The sequence below is a fragment of the Nonomuraea sp. NPDC005650 genome (assembly GCF_040605375.1).
In the GTDB taxonomy this organism is placed as follows: domain Bacteria; phylum Actinomycetota; class Actinomycetes; order Streptosporangiales; family Streptosporangiaceae; genus Nonomuraea.
In genome coordinates, this window is sequence record NZ_JBEXCR010000002.1 from 467143 (window position 1) to 481580 (window position 14438).

Below are 14438 nucleotides of genomic sequence, written 5' to 3' on the forward strand. Positions count from 1 at the left end.
CCGTCACGTGTTCCCGTCGCGTTCGGGGTGGATGGCGTCGGTGTGCTCGGTGTGGGCGAGCGCCAGGTCGAGCAGCATCCGTACGTGCGGGTCCTCCAGCCGATAGTAGGCCATCCGCCCGGCGCGGCGCGCGGCGACGATGCGGTGCGCCCGCAGCAACCGCAGCGCGTGGGAGACCGCGGACTCGCTCTGGCCGGTCACCGCGGCCAGATCGCACACGCACAACTCGCCGTCCAGCAGCGCGACCAGCAGGCGCAGCCGGTTCGGGTCCGACAGCAGCCCGAAGATGTCCGCGGTGTCGGTCAGGTCCTCGGCGGCCGGCATCCGATCGAGCACGGCGGCCACCCGTTCACCGTCGACCACCTTGACCGTGCAGCCGTCTATCGCCAACACACCATCACCTGAAGAACCGCTCACATGAGCAAGATATACGGCGTTGCCCGAACAGCCCGTCAAGGGTGCCGGTTTTGTCCGGAAATCGCGCGCAGCGCAGCCGCGAGCCGATCCATGTCGTCCGCGGAGGTGTACAGGGCAGGCGTGACGCGAACGGCGCCGCCGCCGGACAGGCCGGTCCTGGCGACGGTGAAGATCCGGTGTTCTTTCATCAGGCGGTCGGCGATGGCGGTGTTGTCGGCTTCCGTGGTGCGGCCGGTTATGCGGAACGCGGTGATGGCGCCGTACATGCCGGGCTCGTCCGGAGTGAGGACCTCCAGGTTCGCGACGTCGCGAAGCGCGTGAACCCAGCGGTCCCGCAGGTAGCACAGGCGGGCCTGCTTGGCGCCGGCGGTGAGGGATTCGTGGAAGTCCAGAGCGGCGTCGACGGTGAGGAACGGGGCGACGTTCATGGTGCCCGAGTGGACGCGGGAGCGGATGTCGGTGGCGGGATAGGTCTCGTCGGCGTAGAGGGGGTCGATGTCGGCCAGGCGACGCTTACGGATGTAGAGGAATCCGGCGCCCAGCGGCACGCCCATCCACTTGTGCAGCGAGAAGACGGCGAAGTCCGCGTCGAGGTCGGGGAGGGTGAAGTCGAGCTGGCCCCATGAGTGCGCCGCGTCCACGATCACGTCGACACCCCGCCGGCGGGCCATGGCCACGATCTCGCGGGCGGGCGTGACCAGGCCGGTGCGGTTGTTCATATGGCTGAGCAGGAGCAGCCTGACCTCAGGGTGCTCGCGCAGGGCGCGCTCGTAGGTGTCCAGCACCGCCTGGCGCGTGGCGGGCTCGGGGATGACGACGCGTACGACCTGGACCCCGCGACGGGAGCGGAGCCAGTTCATGGCGTACTGGCCGCTGTGATAGTCGAGGTCGGCGTACATGACGCCGTCGCCGGGGCGCAGGCGGCGGTAGCCGGAGACGAGGTTCTGCAGGGCCTCGGTGCCGCCGCGGGTGAGCGCGATCTCGTCCCTGGTCACCCCGAGGAGGCCGGCGATGCGGTCGCGGATCTGGTCGGCGTCGGCCTTGTACGTGGTGCGCAGCAGCTGGGAGTTCCGTTCGTTGAGCTGGTCGACATTGCGGTGGTAGGCCCGGCGGACGGGCTCGGGCATGACCCCGTAGTAGCCGTTCTCCAGGTTGACGAAGTCCGGGCTCACGCGGAACTGCCCGGCGACGGCAGCCCAGAACCCCTCGTCTCGGGCCAGCTCTCCCACGGCTGCGCCACCGGGCACGACCGGCACCACGCCGGCGACCGCCGGACCGGCGACCAACGACGCACCAAGGCCGGCGACGATCCGGCGCCTCGACAGGACCATATGGACACCACCTGGAAAAGTGAGAGATTCGGCAGTCATATTCCCGTATGGGTAATCCTCGCCGAACGAAACGACGTCCGCGCGGATGAGAACCCCCGACAGGGCGCAGCTTTACCGGAATCTTTGACTTCTCCGAGCGCGTCTCGCAATCGTACGGGCATTATCACTCGTGATGCTCACGACACGAACCGTCCGTTCCCGGCGACCGGCCACATCCGTCGCCGGCCGGTCGCTGGCGCATGCGGCGCTCGCGCTCATCGCCTTCATCGGCGTGATATTCGCCCACGGGGGCGCGTGTGCGGCCGTGGAGATGTCGGAGCACGCCGCCCACAGGGCTCACCTGGTGGCGAGCGCCGCGCACGGCGTCGACTGCCTGCATCGCAAGCTGCCGCCGCACCACCAGCACGGCACCGAACAGGACTGCTCGGCGACCGCCCCGTCGGGCACGCCGACCATGATGATGCCGGCCGCCATGTCCGTCCCCGCCCCGACGTCCGCCGGCGAGGCCCCGTCCGCTCAGGCGGGCGCCGACCGCTTGCACGGGCCCTGCCCGGAAAATCTCTGCGTGCTGCGCATATAGGATCCGCGACTCCATAAGCCGCAATTATCCGAGCAAATTCGCGGCCGGTCAGTCGTGCCCGCGAACTGCGTCTTTCACATCGGGGATTCACCAATGTCACCACAAGTTACTTTCGCGCGCCCGAAAGAGCTCACGGGCCGTTCTTCGCTCACCCTCGCCGTCGGCAACACCCCGCTGACATACATTTCCGGGCCCTTCGTACCGGGGGGAGGAGGATTCTGGGCCAAGCTCGAAGGATTCAACCCGGGCGGGATCAAGGACCGCCCCGCACTGCACATGGTCCGCCAGGCCAGGGCACGAGGAGAGCTGCTGCCCGGCGCGACGATCGTCGAGTCGACCAGCGGCACCCTGGGACTCGGCCTGGCCCTGGCCGGCATCGCCTACGGCCACCCGATCGTGCTGGTGGGGGATCCCGGGATGGAGCCCCTCATGTGCCGGCTGCTCTCCTCCTACGGCGTCCGCCTGGAGATCGTCGCCGAGCCGCACCCCGTCGGCGGCTGGCAGCAGGCCCGCCGCGAGCGGGTGCGGCGCCTGCTGGCCGACATTCCCGGCTCCTACTGCCCCGACCAGTACAACAACCCCGACAACGTCGACGCCTACGCCGGCCTGGCGCACGAGCTGCTGGGCCGGCTTCCCCACATCGACACGCTGGTGTGCTCGGTCGGCACCGGCGGCCACAGCGCGGGGATCCACCGCGTGCTCCACCGCCACTTCCCCGATCTGAAGCTGGTGGGCGTCGACACCGTGGGCTCGACCATCTTCGGGCAGCCCGCCCGTACCCGGCTGATGCGCGGGCTCGGCTCCAGCATCCACCCGCGCAACGTCGCCTACGACGCCTTCAGCGAGGTGCACTGGGTCAGCCCCGCCGAAGCGGTCTGGGCCTGCCGCGCCCTGGCCGCCCAGCACTACGTCTCGGGCGGCTGGAGCACCGGCGCCGTCACCCTGGTGGCCCGCTGGCTGGCCCGCGCCGCCCCCGACCGGACCATCGTGGCGATCTTCCCCGACGGACCGTGGCGGTACTGGAACACCATCTTCGACGACGACTACTGCCACGCCCAGGGCCTGCTCGGCACGGTCCCGGCCGAGGAACCGGACCGGCTGTACGCCCCCGCCGAGCGGGAGGTGCACCGCTGGACGCGCTGTGCCGACGTGACGGATCCGCTGGCAGGCCGGCGATGAGGGGCACGCTCCGGGAGTTCCGGTCGTTCGACCGGCCGATCCAGCTCCTCCAGATCAACCAGGCCGGCATCAACCTGGGCTTCTACATGCTCATGCCCTACCTCGCCCAGCACCTGTCGGCCGACGCCGGCCTGGCGGTCTGGACGATCGGGCTGATCCTGGGCCTGCGCAACCTGAGCCAGCAGGGCATGTTCCTGATCGGCGGCACCTTGGCGGACCGGCTCGGCCACAAACCGATGATCATGCTCGGATGCGCTCTGCGCACGGTCGGGTTCGCGCTGTTCGGGCTGACCACCGCGCTGCCGCTGCTGATCGCGGCGGCCGTCGTGACGGGTTTGGCGGGCGCGCTGTTCAACCCGGCCGCCCGCGCCTACCTGGCCCAGGAGGCCGGGGAGCGCAAAGTCGCGGCCTTCGCCGTGTTCAACGTGTTCTACCAGGGCGGCATCCTGCTCGGCCCGCTGGTCGGCCTCGCGCTGCTGAACTCCGGCTTCGGCGTCGTCTGCCTGTCCGCTTCGGCGATCTTCGCGGTGCTGACCGTCCTTCAGGGCCTGTGCCTGCCGGCCAGGCGGGGTCCCGTACGCAAGCATCAGCCCGTACTGCGTGACTGGCGGCAGGCGTTCGGGGACCGGGCCTTCGTCTCCTTCGCCGCGGCGATGATCGCCTCGTACGCGCTGTCGTACCAGATGTATCTGGCCCTGCCGCTTGAGGTCCAACGCCTCGGCGGGGGCCAGGCGGGCGTGATGGCCCTCTACGCCGTCTCGGCGCTGCTCGGCATCGCCGGACAGGTCCGCCTGACCGACTGGTGCTCGGCCCGGTGGAGTCGTGGCCAGGCGATCAGCCGGGGCCTGGCGCTCATGGGAGTCGCGTTCCTGCCGCCGGCCGCGGCGGCCGGGCTGCCGCTCCCGCCGATGTGGGCCATCATGCCGGTGGTCGCGTGCACGCTGCTCCTCACCATGGGGACGCTGATCGCCTTTCCGTTCGAGATGGCCACCATCGCCGACATGGCCGGAGACCGGTTGATCGGCACCTATTACGGGCTGTACAACCTGCTGTCCGGCATCGGCATCCTGGCCGGGAACCTGCTGTCCGGAGCCCTGGTCGACGTGGCCCGCTCCTCCGGGCTGGCCGCCCTGCCATGGGTGCTGCTGACCGTCGCGGGGCTGGCCTCCGCGACAGCCGTCGGGCGGTTGAGCCGGCGTGGCCGGCTCACCGCCACGGGTCAGCTGCCCGTGCCCGCCTGACGCGCGGATGCCCTGGCTCGCACCAGGGCATCCGCGATCCGTGGCTACCAGCCGAGCTCGTCGCAGCCGGTGTGGTTCGCGGGCTCGACCTGCAGGGTCGCGTGGGCCACGCCGTGGCGCCGGCGTAGCACCTCGCGGGCCTGGTCCAGCACCGAGTGGCTGTCGTTCTGATCGGCGGTGACGAGGTGGGCGGTGGCGACGTTCATGCCGGAGGTGAGGGTCCACAGGTGCAGGTCGTGGACGTCGCGTACGCCGTTGATGGCGGCCAGGTCCTGCGCGACCGTGGTCGCGTCCATACCCTCGGGCACGTGCTGGCCGAGCACCGCGAAGACCTGACGGCCGAGCGAGACCGCCCGTACGGCGACGAAGACGCCGATGGCGAGGGCGACGACGGTGTCCCAGAACGTCTGGCCGGTGGCCATGACGAGCCACCCCGCGACGATGACGCCGACGGATCCGGCCGTGTCGGCCACGACCTCCAGGTAGGCGCCCTTGACGTTGAGGCTCTCATTGGCGCCCGAGCGCAGCAGCAACAGGGCCACGACGTTCGCGGCCAGGCCGATGGCGCCCACGATGAGCATGGGGCCGGAGGAGACCTCGGCGGGCTCGCCGATGCGGCCGACGGCCTCGGCGACCACGTACAGGGCGACCCCGATCATCAGCACGACGGCCAGCAGGGACGCGAACACCTCGGCCCGGTACGAGCCGTAACTGCGGCGGCCTGTGGCGTCCGGCCTGGTGGCGATCCTGGTCGCGACCAGGGCCGCGCCGAGGGTGACGACGTCGGCGGCCATGTGGCCGGCGTCGGACATCAGCGCCAGCGAGCCGGAGATCAGGCCGTAGGCGAGCTCGACGACGAAGAAGGAGCCGATCAGGGCGAAGGAGACCGCCAGGCGCCAGCGGTGACGGCTGCCCGCGTGTCCATGTCCGTGCCCGGCGCCCATCAGGTGCTCCCATCATCAATATATGAAGAGATATTCATGTGTGCAGTTTGTCAGTATTGAGGCAAATGTCAACGGCGCCGTGCTCACGCAGACACCCACATGGACGACATCGCGACGGTAGCCTTCGGCCTTGAGTAGAAAACGGCAGGAGGGCCACGGTGCAGCTCGGCAACCTGGAGCGATCGGTCATGGAAGCCCTGTGGGAGCATCCGGAGGGCATGTTCGCCCACGTCCTCGCGGCAGACCTGCCGTCCCAGCCCGCCACCACGACGGTGCTGACCGTCTTGATGCGGCTCTCCAACAAGGGCATGGTCTCCCGTGAGCGCATCGGGCGAGCACACCTCTACAAGGCCACCGCGGACAAGGACGCCTTCGTCGCCGAGGCCATGCGCGCCGCCCTGGACGAGGCGGGCGACGTCGCGGCGGCCGTACAGCGCTTCGTGGGAACGGTGACGCCGGAGGTGGCCGCCGCCTTGCGCGAGGCGCTGGGCGACCGGGACGGATCGGCGTCGTGATCGCCTGGCTGATCGTGGCCGGAATCTCCCTGCTGCCGGTGGCGCTGGGCGACCGGGCCGCGCGCAGGCTGTCCGACGCGGCGTGGACGCACCGCTACCCGCGCGCGGCGCTGGCACTGTGGCAGGCGATCGGGGTGGCCGCCGGCCTGGGCGCGGTCGGTCTCGGGCTGGTGGCCGCGGTCGCACCCCTGGCCGCGATGTTCCCGCACGGAATGCACACGCTGGCGCTCCAGATCGTCAGCGGGCACGGCCTGGACGGGCTCGGGCCGGGGCACCTGCTGGCTCTCACGTGGTCGGCGGGCCTGATGGGCTGGCTGCTCATCCACACCGTACGCACCACCACCAAGACGATCCGGGAGCGGCGCCGCCAGCGCCTGCTGGTCGACGTGGTGGCCGACCACTCCCCGGCCCACGACGTCTACGTGCTGCCGGTGGCCGAACACGTCGCCTACTGCGTGCCCGGCAGGCAACGGCGCATCGTGCTCAGCCAGGGCACCCTGGACTCGCTGACCGCCCAGGAGCTCCAGACGGTTCTCGAACACGAGCGCGCGCACGCCCGCGGCCACCACGACCTGGCGCTGCTCCCCTTCGTCGCGCTGGAGCACGCGTTCCCGTGGCTCGCCTCCGCCCGCACCGCGCGGCAGACGGTGGCCGTCCTGCTGGAGATGATCGCCGACGACCACGCCAGCCAGGCGCACGGCGAGTTGCCGCTGGCCCGCGCGCTGGTCCGCATGGCGACCTGCGCACCCGGCCCCGGCCTGGGCTCGTTCGGGCTCGCGGACGCGGGCGTCGTCGAACGGCTGCAGCGGCTGCTCGGCGAACGCCGCCACGCCCGCTGGGTCCCCGCGGCGGCCTACTCGATGGCCGGCCTGCTGCTCAGCGGGCCGCTGGCCCTGCTGATCGCTCCCGTGGTGTGCATCACCGTCTGACCTCATATCGATAACCGCAAGACAGCCCCTTTCGGGCTGATTCTCCCCATAGACTCCCCTTTACTTCTACGTACGGTAGAAGAATTTGGAGAGGGGACGTGCGGGTGGCGGCTGGACGACTACGCACCTGCAGCCTCGTGGCGATCTCGCTCATGACGTCCGTGCTACTGGCGGCTCCGGCGGCCGCCGAGCCCAAGCCCACGGCGGAGCAGCTCCGCAAGGAGCTGAGCCGGCTCCAGAAGGACTTCGACGCCGCGGCCGCCGGCTACAACGGCAACCGGGTCGCCCTGGCCGCCGCCCAACGGGCGGAGAAGGCGGCCGCGGCCCGGCTGAAGACCGCCCAGGACGACTACGAGGCCGCCCGCGAACAACTGGTCAAGCTGGTGGCGCTCAGCTACCAGAGCCCACCGGTGAGCCAGAGCGTCCCGATGGGTGCCCAAGAGCCGCACTCCGCCCTGCACGCGGCCGCGATCCTGCAGGTGCAGACCCAGAACCAGCAGGCGATCATCAGCCGCTACGCCGCCGCGCGCGACGGGCGCCAACGCGCCCAGGAGGCGGCCGCCGCCAAGACGCGGGAGCTGCGCGATCGCGATGCCCGGCTGCGCGCCGACCGCCAGAAGGCCGACAGGCTCATCGCCCGGATCACCGACCGGATCGACCGCCTGATGGTCGCTCCGGGAGTGCGCAGGTCCGACGGGAGCTGGGCGCCGGAGCTGCCGGCAGGGGCCGACAACATCACCCCTCGCACCCGGATGGTGCGGGACCAGGTGAAACGCCGGTTCACGTTGCCCAGCATCGGGTGCTTCCGCTCGCTTCAGGACGGTGGCGAGCATCCACAGGGCCGCGCCTGCGACTTCATGATCACAAGGGGCGGCACGTGGCCGTCCCCCGCGCAGGCGGCCGAGGGGGACGCGCTGGCCGCATGGGCCATCAAGAACGCCTCCCGCCTGGGCATCAAATACGTGATCTACAAGCAGCGCATCTGGCAGGGCTCCAGTTGGAAGACCATGTCCGACCGCGGCGGCATCACCGCCAACCACCAGGACCATGTGCACATCTCGATGCACTAGCGGCTCAGGCCGACGGATCCGAGGAGAACCGGCATGACCGCGCGTGCGGCCCGCATGTTCATCGCCGCGGCAGGCACTGCCGCGGCGGCCCTGGCCATCGGCCTGGCGGCGGGAGGCGCGGCCACGGTCGTCGCGATCGCCGGGCTTCCCGACGCCGGGCTCGTCACGCGGTGGGGGTTGCCGCTGGTCAAGCTCGGCGCCGACCTGTCCGCCGTGACGACCGTGGGCATGCTGCTCATGGCGGCCGTCCTGCTCCCCTCCGACAAGGGCCTGCTGTCCGCCGAGGCTCGGGGATACGCGCGCGCGGCGTCGTGGGCCGCGCTGTCCTGGGCCGGGACGACCACGCTGACCATGGTGTTCACGCTGTCGGACCTCCTCGCGGCGCCGGCCACGCGGCTGACGCCCACCGAGCTGCTCAGCTTCGTCACCGCCGTCCCGCAGGGCACGGTGCTCCTGCTGGTGCTGATCCTGGCGGTCTGCGTCGCTGGGTTCGCCAGAGGTGTGGAAACCGTGCAAGGGGCCGGCGGCCAGCTGGCCGTCGCGCTGCTGGCGCTCCTGCCGCCGCTGCTGACCGGCCACTCGGCCAGCTCACCGAATCATTCGATGGCGATCACCGGGCTGGGGCTGCACCTGGTGACTCTGGCGTTGTGGGTCGGCGGCCTGGCCGCCGTCACCGTGCACGCCCTGCGCGGCCGGGCCGACCTGACGGTGGCCGCGCACAGGTTCTCCCGGCTGGCGCTGTGGTGCCTGGTGGGCGTGGCGGTCAGCGGCGTGGCCGGTGCGGCGGCCCGCCTGACCGAGGTGGGGCAGGTGGTGTCCTCCTCCTACGGGTGGCTCATCCTGGCCAAGGCGGCGATCCTGGTCATCCTCGGCGGGTTCGGCGGGCTGCACCGCCGCCACACGCTGGTGGCGCTGAAGGCGGGCACGCCGCGCGCCTTCACCCGGCTGGCGATCGGTGAGGTGCTGGTCATGGCCGCCGCGATCGGGCTGGCGGTGGCGCTGTCGCGGACCGCGCCGCCGCCGGCGGTGCTGCCGGTCGATCCCGTACGCGATCTGCTCGGCTATGCGATGCCGCCCGAGCTCACCGCGGGACGGCTGGCGTCCCTGTGGCGGCTGGACCTGTTCTTCGCCCTGCTGGCGCTGGTCGCCACCGCGGGGTACGCGGCCGGGGTCGTCCGGCTGCGCCGCCGGGGTGATTCCTGGCCGGTGGGCCGGAGCCTCGCGTGGACGACCGGGATCGTCCTCGTCGTGGTCTTCACCCAGAGCGGGATCGCCACGTACGCGCCCGTGCTGTTCAGCGTGCACATGATCCAGCACATGGGGCTGGCCATGCTGACCCCGATCTTCCTGGTCCTGGGCGCACCCGTGACCCTCGCCCTGCGGGCGCTGAAACCGGCCGCCAGGCGTGGTGACCGCGGCCCGCGCGAGTGGCTCGTGGCGGTGCTGCACAGCCGCCTCGCCGAGATCGCCTCCCATCCGGCACTGGCGATGGTCGTCTTCATCAGCGGCTCGTACGCGCTCTACTACACCTCGCTCTTCGAGAACGCCATGCGCCAGCCGGTCGGCCACATCCTCATGAACACCCACTTCCTGCTGTCCGGCGCGCTGTTCTTCTGGGTGGTCATCGGGGTGGACCCGACGCCGCGCCGCCTGCCGTACGTCGCCAAGCTCGGCACGCTCATGATGACCATGCCCTTCCACGCCTTCTTCGGCATCTCGATGATGATGATGGGCAAGTCGATCGCCTCCTCCTGGTACGACCAGCTCGCCCGCCCCTGGGGAGCAAGCGTGCTGGAGGACCAGAGCGTCGCCGGGGGCATGGCCTGGGCGTTCGGCGAGATCCCCACGATGATCGTCGTCATCACGATCGCCGCCCAGTGGGCGCGCAGCGACCATCGCCGATCCAGGCGGCTGGACCGCCGCGGCGACGGCGAACTGACCGCCTACAACGACTACCTGGCCCGGCTGAACAGGCGAGCCCGGGATCAGTAAACTTCTACGCATAGTAGAAGTTGTTCGCCCGCCACCGTCCCGAAGAGCGGAAGATGACGACGAACCTGAAAGTGACCCTCGGCATCGGCGCGATCACCGCCCTGATCCTCGCCCTGATCGTGACGGCGGTCGTGCTGCTCGGCCCCGAACGCGCCGACCCGCCGGCGACCGCCTCCGGCTCCCGCACCACACCGGCGGAGTTCCTGGTACGAGAGGACAGCCACCGGCTCTCGACCGCCGCCGACGGCAAGGTCACCCTGGTGGAGTTCCTCGACTTCGAGTGCGAGGCCTGCGGCGCAGCCTTCCCGCACATGGAGCGCATCCGCGCCGAGTACGCCGGACGGATCAACCTGGTCGTCCGCTACTTCCCGATGCCCGGCCACCGCAACGGGGACCTCGCCGCGCGCGCCGCCGAGGCCGCGGCCGGGCAGGGCAAGTTCGCGGCGATGTACGCCAAGCTGTTCCAGACGCAGGCGCAGTGGGGCGAGGCCACCGAATCCAAGCAGGCGTTCTTCCTCGACCTCGCCGAACAGGCCGGTCTTGACCTGGCCGCATTCAAGCGCGACCTCGACGCCGCCAAGACGGCCGAGCGGGTCGAGAAGGACCAGGGCGACGGGATGGCGCTCGGCGTCCAGGGGACACCGACGGTCTTCTTCAACGGCACGCTCCTGGACGTCGAGCCCAGCTACGACAACCTCAAGGCCAAGATCGACGCGGCCCTGCGCTCATGACGGCTGTATGTTTATTCTACGCAACATAGAAGTTAGGGGATGTCGTGTTCGAGATCGTGTCCGCCCTCGTCCCTCCCCTTGTGGTGGGCGGAGCATTCGTCGCCGGCGTCGTCGCCCTGGTGCGCTCCGAAGGCCGGGCCAAAGAGGCCGAGCGGAAAGAGGCGGAGAGCCGGACGCGGCCCGATTCATGACGCCGAGCGCCTGTCCAGAAATTGGCTGTTCGGGCCGCTGGGCGCGCCGGCGATCCTGACGAGTTCCTTCACCCTGACCATCGTGCTGTGCCTGCCGCAGACCCGCAGCATCTTCAAGTGGCTCCTCGAACCCCGCCTGACCTGGCTGTACAGACGCCAGGACCGCGGGCGCGGCTGACCCGGCCCGATGAATTTCTACATGTCATAGAAGTTTTTTGCCGCCTGCTCGAACCGTCGTACGCCCCTTCCCCGTATCCCCAGACATGGGTTGCCGCGCGGCAGTGAGGCGTATCGGATGTTCGTGAAGGCGTCAGCGCAGGTCAATGCGGGTTTGGTGGTGACCGCGGGCGTCGTGGTCCTGATCGCCGCAGTGGGGTTCGGCGGCGTGGGCGCGGAGCCGGAGATCGCCGGGCTGCCCACCGCGGGATCGCTCACCGACTGGGGCCTGCCGCTGGTCCGGTTCTGCTACAACCTGTGCGCCGTCGCCACGGTGGGAACGTTGCTGGCCGCCGTGGTCCTGGCCCCGGCCGGCTCGCCCGAGAAGGCGACCTGCGTGCGCGCGGCCCGTCGGTGGGCGCTGGGATGGATGCTCACCGCTGCCCTGAGCTACCCGCTGACCATGTCGAACATCCTCCCGCTGCCGGTCACGGACCTGCTCGCCGATCCCGGCCTGCTGCGCTTCGGCCTTACCATCCCGCAGTCGCGGGCCCTGCTGCCGGTGCTGGGCGCGGCCATGATGGTGGTGCTGGCGACGCGGCTGCCGCGCCTGCCCGGGTGGGTCCCCCTCCTGGTCGCCGTGTTCGCGCTGCTGCCGCCCGCCTACGTCGGCCACGCGGCCACCGCCTCCGACCACGACATCGCGGTCTCCGCCCTGACGGCCCATCTGATCACGGTGTCGCTCTGGGTCGGCGGCCTGGGCGCGGTGCTCGTTCACTTCCGCCGCTCCGAGGATCTGCAGGTGGTGCTGTCCCGGTTCAGCACGATCGCCCTGTGCTGTTTCGCGGGAGTGGCCGTCTCCGGCCTGGCCGGGGCATGGGTCCGCCTGGACGCCCTGCCGGACCTCTGGCGGAGTGAATACGGGCAGTTCCTGCTCGCCAAGACCGCCGCACTCGCGGTTCTCGCCCTGATCGGCTGGACCCACCGCCGGCGTACGGTCGCGCAGGTCGCCGACAGGAGCGTGCGCCACGTCTTCGTCCGGCTCGCGGTGGGCGAGATGATCGTGATCATGGTGGCGATGGCCCTGGCCGTCGGCTTGTCCCGCACCCCGCCACCGGCTCCCGGGGGCGACGGCGGGCACGATCGCCTGCTGGACTACGACCTGGCGCCCTTCTCGCCGGGCGCGCTGCTCACCGAGATCCGGCCGGATGCGATGATCATGCTGCTCCTGGCGCTGCCGGCCGTCGGCTACCTGGTCGGCCTGCGCCGGGTGGAAGGCTGGCCCCCGCACCGCACGCTCGCCTGGTACGCCGGTCTGGCGCTGATGGCGCTCGCCCTGCTCAGCGGGATAGGCGGCTATGCGCGTGCGATGTTGTCGGTCCACGCTCTGCAGCAGGTCATGCTCGCCGTCCTGGCCCCGCTCCTGCTCTGTCTCGGCGCCCCGCTCACTCTCGCCTCCCGCGCCACGACGCCCTCCTCCCAGTACGGCGACCTGGGCTCCTGGCTACAGGGACGCCGGTTGAGCTTCCTCACCTTCCTCCCGGCCGCGTACCTGGTGGCCTTTCCGCTCCTGTATCGCACGGGCTGGCTGTCCTGGTCCCTGGCCGGCCACGCCGTCCATCTGATCACCGAGTTCCTGCTGTTCGGCATCGGGGTGCTGGTCTTCTGGGTGCTGGTGGGCGCGGACCCGACCTCGCGGCCGATCTCCTGGATCGTGCGGGCCGGGCTGCTGGGCGGCGTGCTGCTGGCGCAGCTCGTGGTCGGGGCCTCCCTGCTGCTCGGCTCTCCGGTCGCGGCGGACTGGTTCTACCTGGTGGGCCCCGACGACGGGCCGGACCTCGCCGTTGACCAGCGGCTGGCCGGCGCCGTCTTCCTGCTCGTCCCGCTGCTCCCGCTCGCGCTCCTGGCCGTACGGCTGGTGCGGTCAAAGGCGATCGGCTTCCGGCCGGACCTGATCGCGCCGCCCACCACTTGACTCGATCCAGGCGGCGTACTCCTGGCCTGGTCTTTCTCTCCCTGGTACCCCTAGCTGTACCTCCGTTGGCCCGTAGGCGGGAGCGACCGGGAGGGCCCGTGACTGGTGTGCTGATCACTGTCGGTCAAGCGCTCCTCTAAGGAAAACGAAATGGCAGTCGACAGCCGGCCCGAGGCCGGGCAGCAACCAGGTCAGGGCGGACTTCGAGGCTTCATCCGCCGCCGTCCGCTGATCAGCTTCTTCGTCCTGGCCAACCTGATGAGCTGGATCGCCTGGACGCCCTACATCCTCTCGGCGACCGGCCTGGGCGTCTGGGACTTCACCTTCCCCTCGCTGCTCGGGACCACGCAGTTCGCCGGCGTCCTGCCCGGCGCCTATCTCGGCCCCATCTTCGGCGCCTTCATCGTGACCGCGGCCGCGGACGGCAGGGAAGGGGTCCGGCGGTGGATCGGCCGGATGACCAAGTGGCGGGTCAACTGGGTCTGGTACGTCGCGACCGCCGTCGGCGTTCCCGCCGCCATCATCATCTCGGCCGTCGCGGTGTCCGAGGAGGACATCCACCTGCCGCCCATCGCCATGCTGGTGGCCTACGTCCCCGGACTGCTGCTCCAGATGGTCACCACCGGTCTGGCCGAAGAGCCCGGCTGGCGTGACTTCGCCCTGCACCGTCTGCAGCGCAAGTTCGGCCCGCTGGGCGGCACCCTCGTCCTCGGACCGCTGTGGGGCCTCTGGCACGTGCCGCTGTACCTGAGCGAGTGGGGCGGGTGGCCGGACGTCACCTGGATGAGGATCGCGGAGTTCATCGCCTTCGCCAGCGTCTTCAGCGTGATCGTCACCTGGGTGTTCAACCGGACCGGCCAGAGCCTGCCCCTGGTCATGCTGTTGCACGTCAGCGTCAACAACTTCATGTCGCTCGCTTACTCGGACATGTTCCCGTCCATCGCCAGCCCCGAGCAGGCGTCTCACGTCACCCTGCTCGCGAGCACCACGGTGGCGATCGTGGTGCTCATCGCGACCCGAGGCCGCCTCGGCTACCGTCCGGCCGAGGAAGCCGCACATCAGAGCTGAACCGCTGAAAGCGGGCGTGGGACCGGTCCCACGCCCGCGCTGCGTCCCGCAGTGATGCGAATCACCGTCGCCGGCTCCTCGATCGACGTCACACCCCACGGCCCGATTTCGTCTTGTGG

14 protein-coding genes are annotated in these 14438 nt (G+C 70.4%); 11 read left to right on the forward strand and 3 right to left on the reverse strand.

All coding sequences use genetic code 11. The features are described 5' to 3' along the window. Positions 1-3: 3 nt before the first annotated feature. Both ABZS69_RS04975 and ABZS69_RS04980 read right to left on the reverse strand, forming a co-directional pair. A complete protein-coding gene (locus ABZS69_RS04975; protein WP_355366594.1) occupies positions 4-393 on the reverse strand; it encodes a metalloregulator ArsR/SmtB family transcription factor in 390 nt (129 codons plus the stop codon). Positions 394-452: 59 nt separating this feature from the next. Next, on the reverse strand, positions 453-1748 hold the full coding sequence (locus ABZS69_RS04980) for an aminotransferase class V-fold PLP-dependent enzyme (protein WP_355366597.1): 1296 nt from the start codon (positions 1746-1748) through the stop codon (positions 453-455). 172 nt (positions 1749-1920) lie between these two features. Here ABZS69_RS04980 and ABZS69_RS04985 point away from each other — a divergent pair, with 172 nt between their 5' ends. The 3 genes from ABZS69_RS04985 (at position 1921) to ABZS69_RS04995 (ending at position 4748) form a co-directional block, all read left to right on the forward strand. Continuing rightward, positions 1921-2328 carry a hypothetical protein gene (locus tag ABZS69_RS04985; protein WP_355366600.1) on the forward strand — a complete coding sequence of 136 codons (408 nt, stop codon included), beginning with the start codon at positions 1921-1923 and terminating at the stop codon, positions 2326-2328. A 93-nt stretch (positions 2329-2421) separates the two neighbouring features. Continuing rightward, the gene (locus tag ABZS69_RS04990) at positions 2422-3507 is read left to right on the forward strand and encodes a PLP-dependent cysteine synthase family protein (protein ID WP_355366603.1); all 1086 of its coding nucleotides are present in this window, start codon (positions 2422-2424) and stop codon (positions 3505-3507) included. After that, positions 3504-4748, forward strand: a complete 1245-nt coding sequence (locus tag ABZS69_RS04995) for an MFS transporter (protein WP_355366606.1) — start codon at positions 3504-3506, stop codon at positions 4746-4748. The genes ABZS69_RS04990 and ABZS69_RS04995 overlap by 4 nt, the downstream gene beginning before the upstream one ends. 44 nt (positions 4749-4792) lie before the next feature. On the opposite strand, the gene ABZS69_RS05000 is transcribed toward ABZS69_RS04995, so the two are convergent. Further along, a complete protein-coding gene (locus tag ABZS69_RS05000) occupies positions 4793-5692 on the reverse strand; it encodes a cation diffusion facilitator family transporter (RefSeq protein WP_355366609.1) in 900 nt (299 codons plus the stop codon). A 158-nt stretch (positions 5693-5850) separates the two neighbouring features. On the opposite strand from ABZS69_RS05000, the gene ABZS69_RS05005 reads away from it, so the two are divergent. The 8 genes from ABZS69_RS05005 (at position 5851) to ABZS69_RS05040 (ending at position 14319) form a co-directional block, all read left to right on the forward strand. Next, positions 5851-6207, forward strand: coding sequence for a BlaI/MecI/CopY family transcriptional regulator (locus tag ABZS69_RS05005; RefSeq protein WP_355366612.1), 357 nt, complete (start codon positions 5851-5853; stop codon positions 6205-6207). After that, entirely contained in the window at positions 6204-7136 is a 933-nt protein-coding gene (locus ABZS69_RS05010) for a M56 family metallopeptidase (protein ID WP_355366615.1), read from the forward strand. Before ABZS69_RS05005 ends, ABZS69_RS05010 begins: the two co-directional genes overlap by 4 nt. 152 nt (positions 7137-7288) lie before the next feature. Further along, positions 7289-8206 (forward strand): hypothetical protein, encoded by a 918-nt coding sequence (locus ABZS69_RS05015; protein WP_355366618.1) that lies wholly within the window; start codon positions 7289-7291, stop codon positions 8204-8206. A gap of 33 nt (positions 8207-8239) precedes the next feature. Next, positions 8240-10198 carry a cytochrome c oxidase assembly protein gene (locus tag ABZS69_RS05020; protein ID WP_355366620.1) on the forward strand — a complete coding sequence of 653 codons (1959 nt, stop codon included), beginning with the start codon at positions 8240-8242 and terminating at the stop codon, positions 10196-10198. Between the two features lie 53 nt (positions 10199-10251). Next, on the forward strand, positions 10252-10929 hold the full coding sequence (locus ABZS69_RS05025; protein WP_355366623.1) for a thioredoxin domain-containing protein: 678 nt from the start codon (positions 10252-10254) through the stop codon (positions 10927-10929). A 44-nt stretch (positions 10930-10973) separates the two neighbouring features. Then, entirely contained in the window at positions 10974-11120 is a 147-nt protein-coding gene (locus ABZS69_RS05030; RefSeq protein WP_355366626.1) for a hypothetical protein, read from the forward strand. A 301-nt stretch (positions 11121-11421) separates the two neighbouring features. Continuing rightward, positions 11422-13251 carry a cytochrome c oxidase assembly protein gene (locus ABZS69_RS05035; protein ID WP_355366629.1) on the forward strand — a complete coding sequence of 610 codons (1830 nt, stop codon included), beginning with the start codon at positions 11422-11424 and terminating at the stop codon, positions 13249-13251. 150 nt (positions 13252-13401) lie between these two features. After that, positions 13402-14319: a type II CAAX endopeptidase family protein gene (locus ABZS69_RS05040; RefSeq protein WP_355366632.1), complete on the forward strand. Its 918-nt coding sequence runs from the start codon at positions 13402-13404 to the stop codon at positions 14317-14319. Positions 14320-14438: the final 119 nt, after the last annotated feature.

What these genes read in the sequence shown, in the direction of transcription:
- ABZS69_RS04980 (WP_355366597.1), bottom strand. Translation starts at nt 1,748, where the DNA reads ATGGTCCTGTCGAGGCGCCGGATCGTCGCCGGCCTTGGTGCGTCGTTG.
- ABZS69_RS04985 (WP_355366600.1), top strand. Translation starts at nt 1,921, where the DNA reads ATGCTCACGACACGAACCGTCCGTTCCCGGCGACCGGCCACATCCGTC.
- ABZS69_RS04990 (WP_355366603.1), top strand. Translation starts at nt 2,422, where the DNA reads ATGTCACCACAAGTTACTTTCGCGCGCCCGAAAGAGCTCACGGGCCGT.
- ABZS69_RS04995 (WP_355366606.1), top strand. Translation starts at nt 3,504, where the DNA reads ATGAGGGGCACGCTCCGGGAGTTCCGGTCGTTCGACCGGCCGATCCAG.
- ABZS69_RS05000 (WP_355366609.1), bottom strand. Translation starts at nt 5,692, where the DNA reads ATGGGCGCCGGGCACGGACATGGACACGCGGGCAGCCGTCACCGCTGG.
- ABZS69_RS05015 (WP_355366618.1), top strand. Translation starts at nt 7,289, where the DNA reads ATGACGTCCGTGCTACTGGCGGCTCCGGCGGCCGCCGAGCCCAAGCCC.
- ABZS69_RS05020 (WP_355366620.1), top strand. Translation starts at nt 8,240, where the DNA reads ATGACCGCGCGTGCGGCCCGCATGTTCATCGCCGCGGCAGGCACTGCC.
- ABZS69_RS05025 (WP_355366623.1), top strand. Translation starts at nt 10,252, where the DNA reads ATGACGACGAACCTGAAAGTGACCCTCGGCATCGGCGCGATCACCGCC.
- ABZS69_RS05040 (WP_355366632.1), top strand. Translation starts at nt 13,402, where the DNA reads ATGGCAGTCGACAGCCGGCCCGAGGCCGGGCAGCAACCAGGTCAGGGC.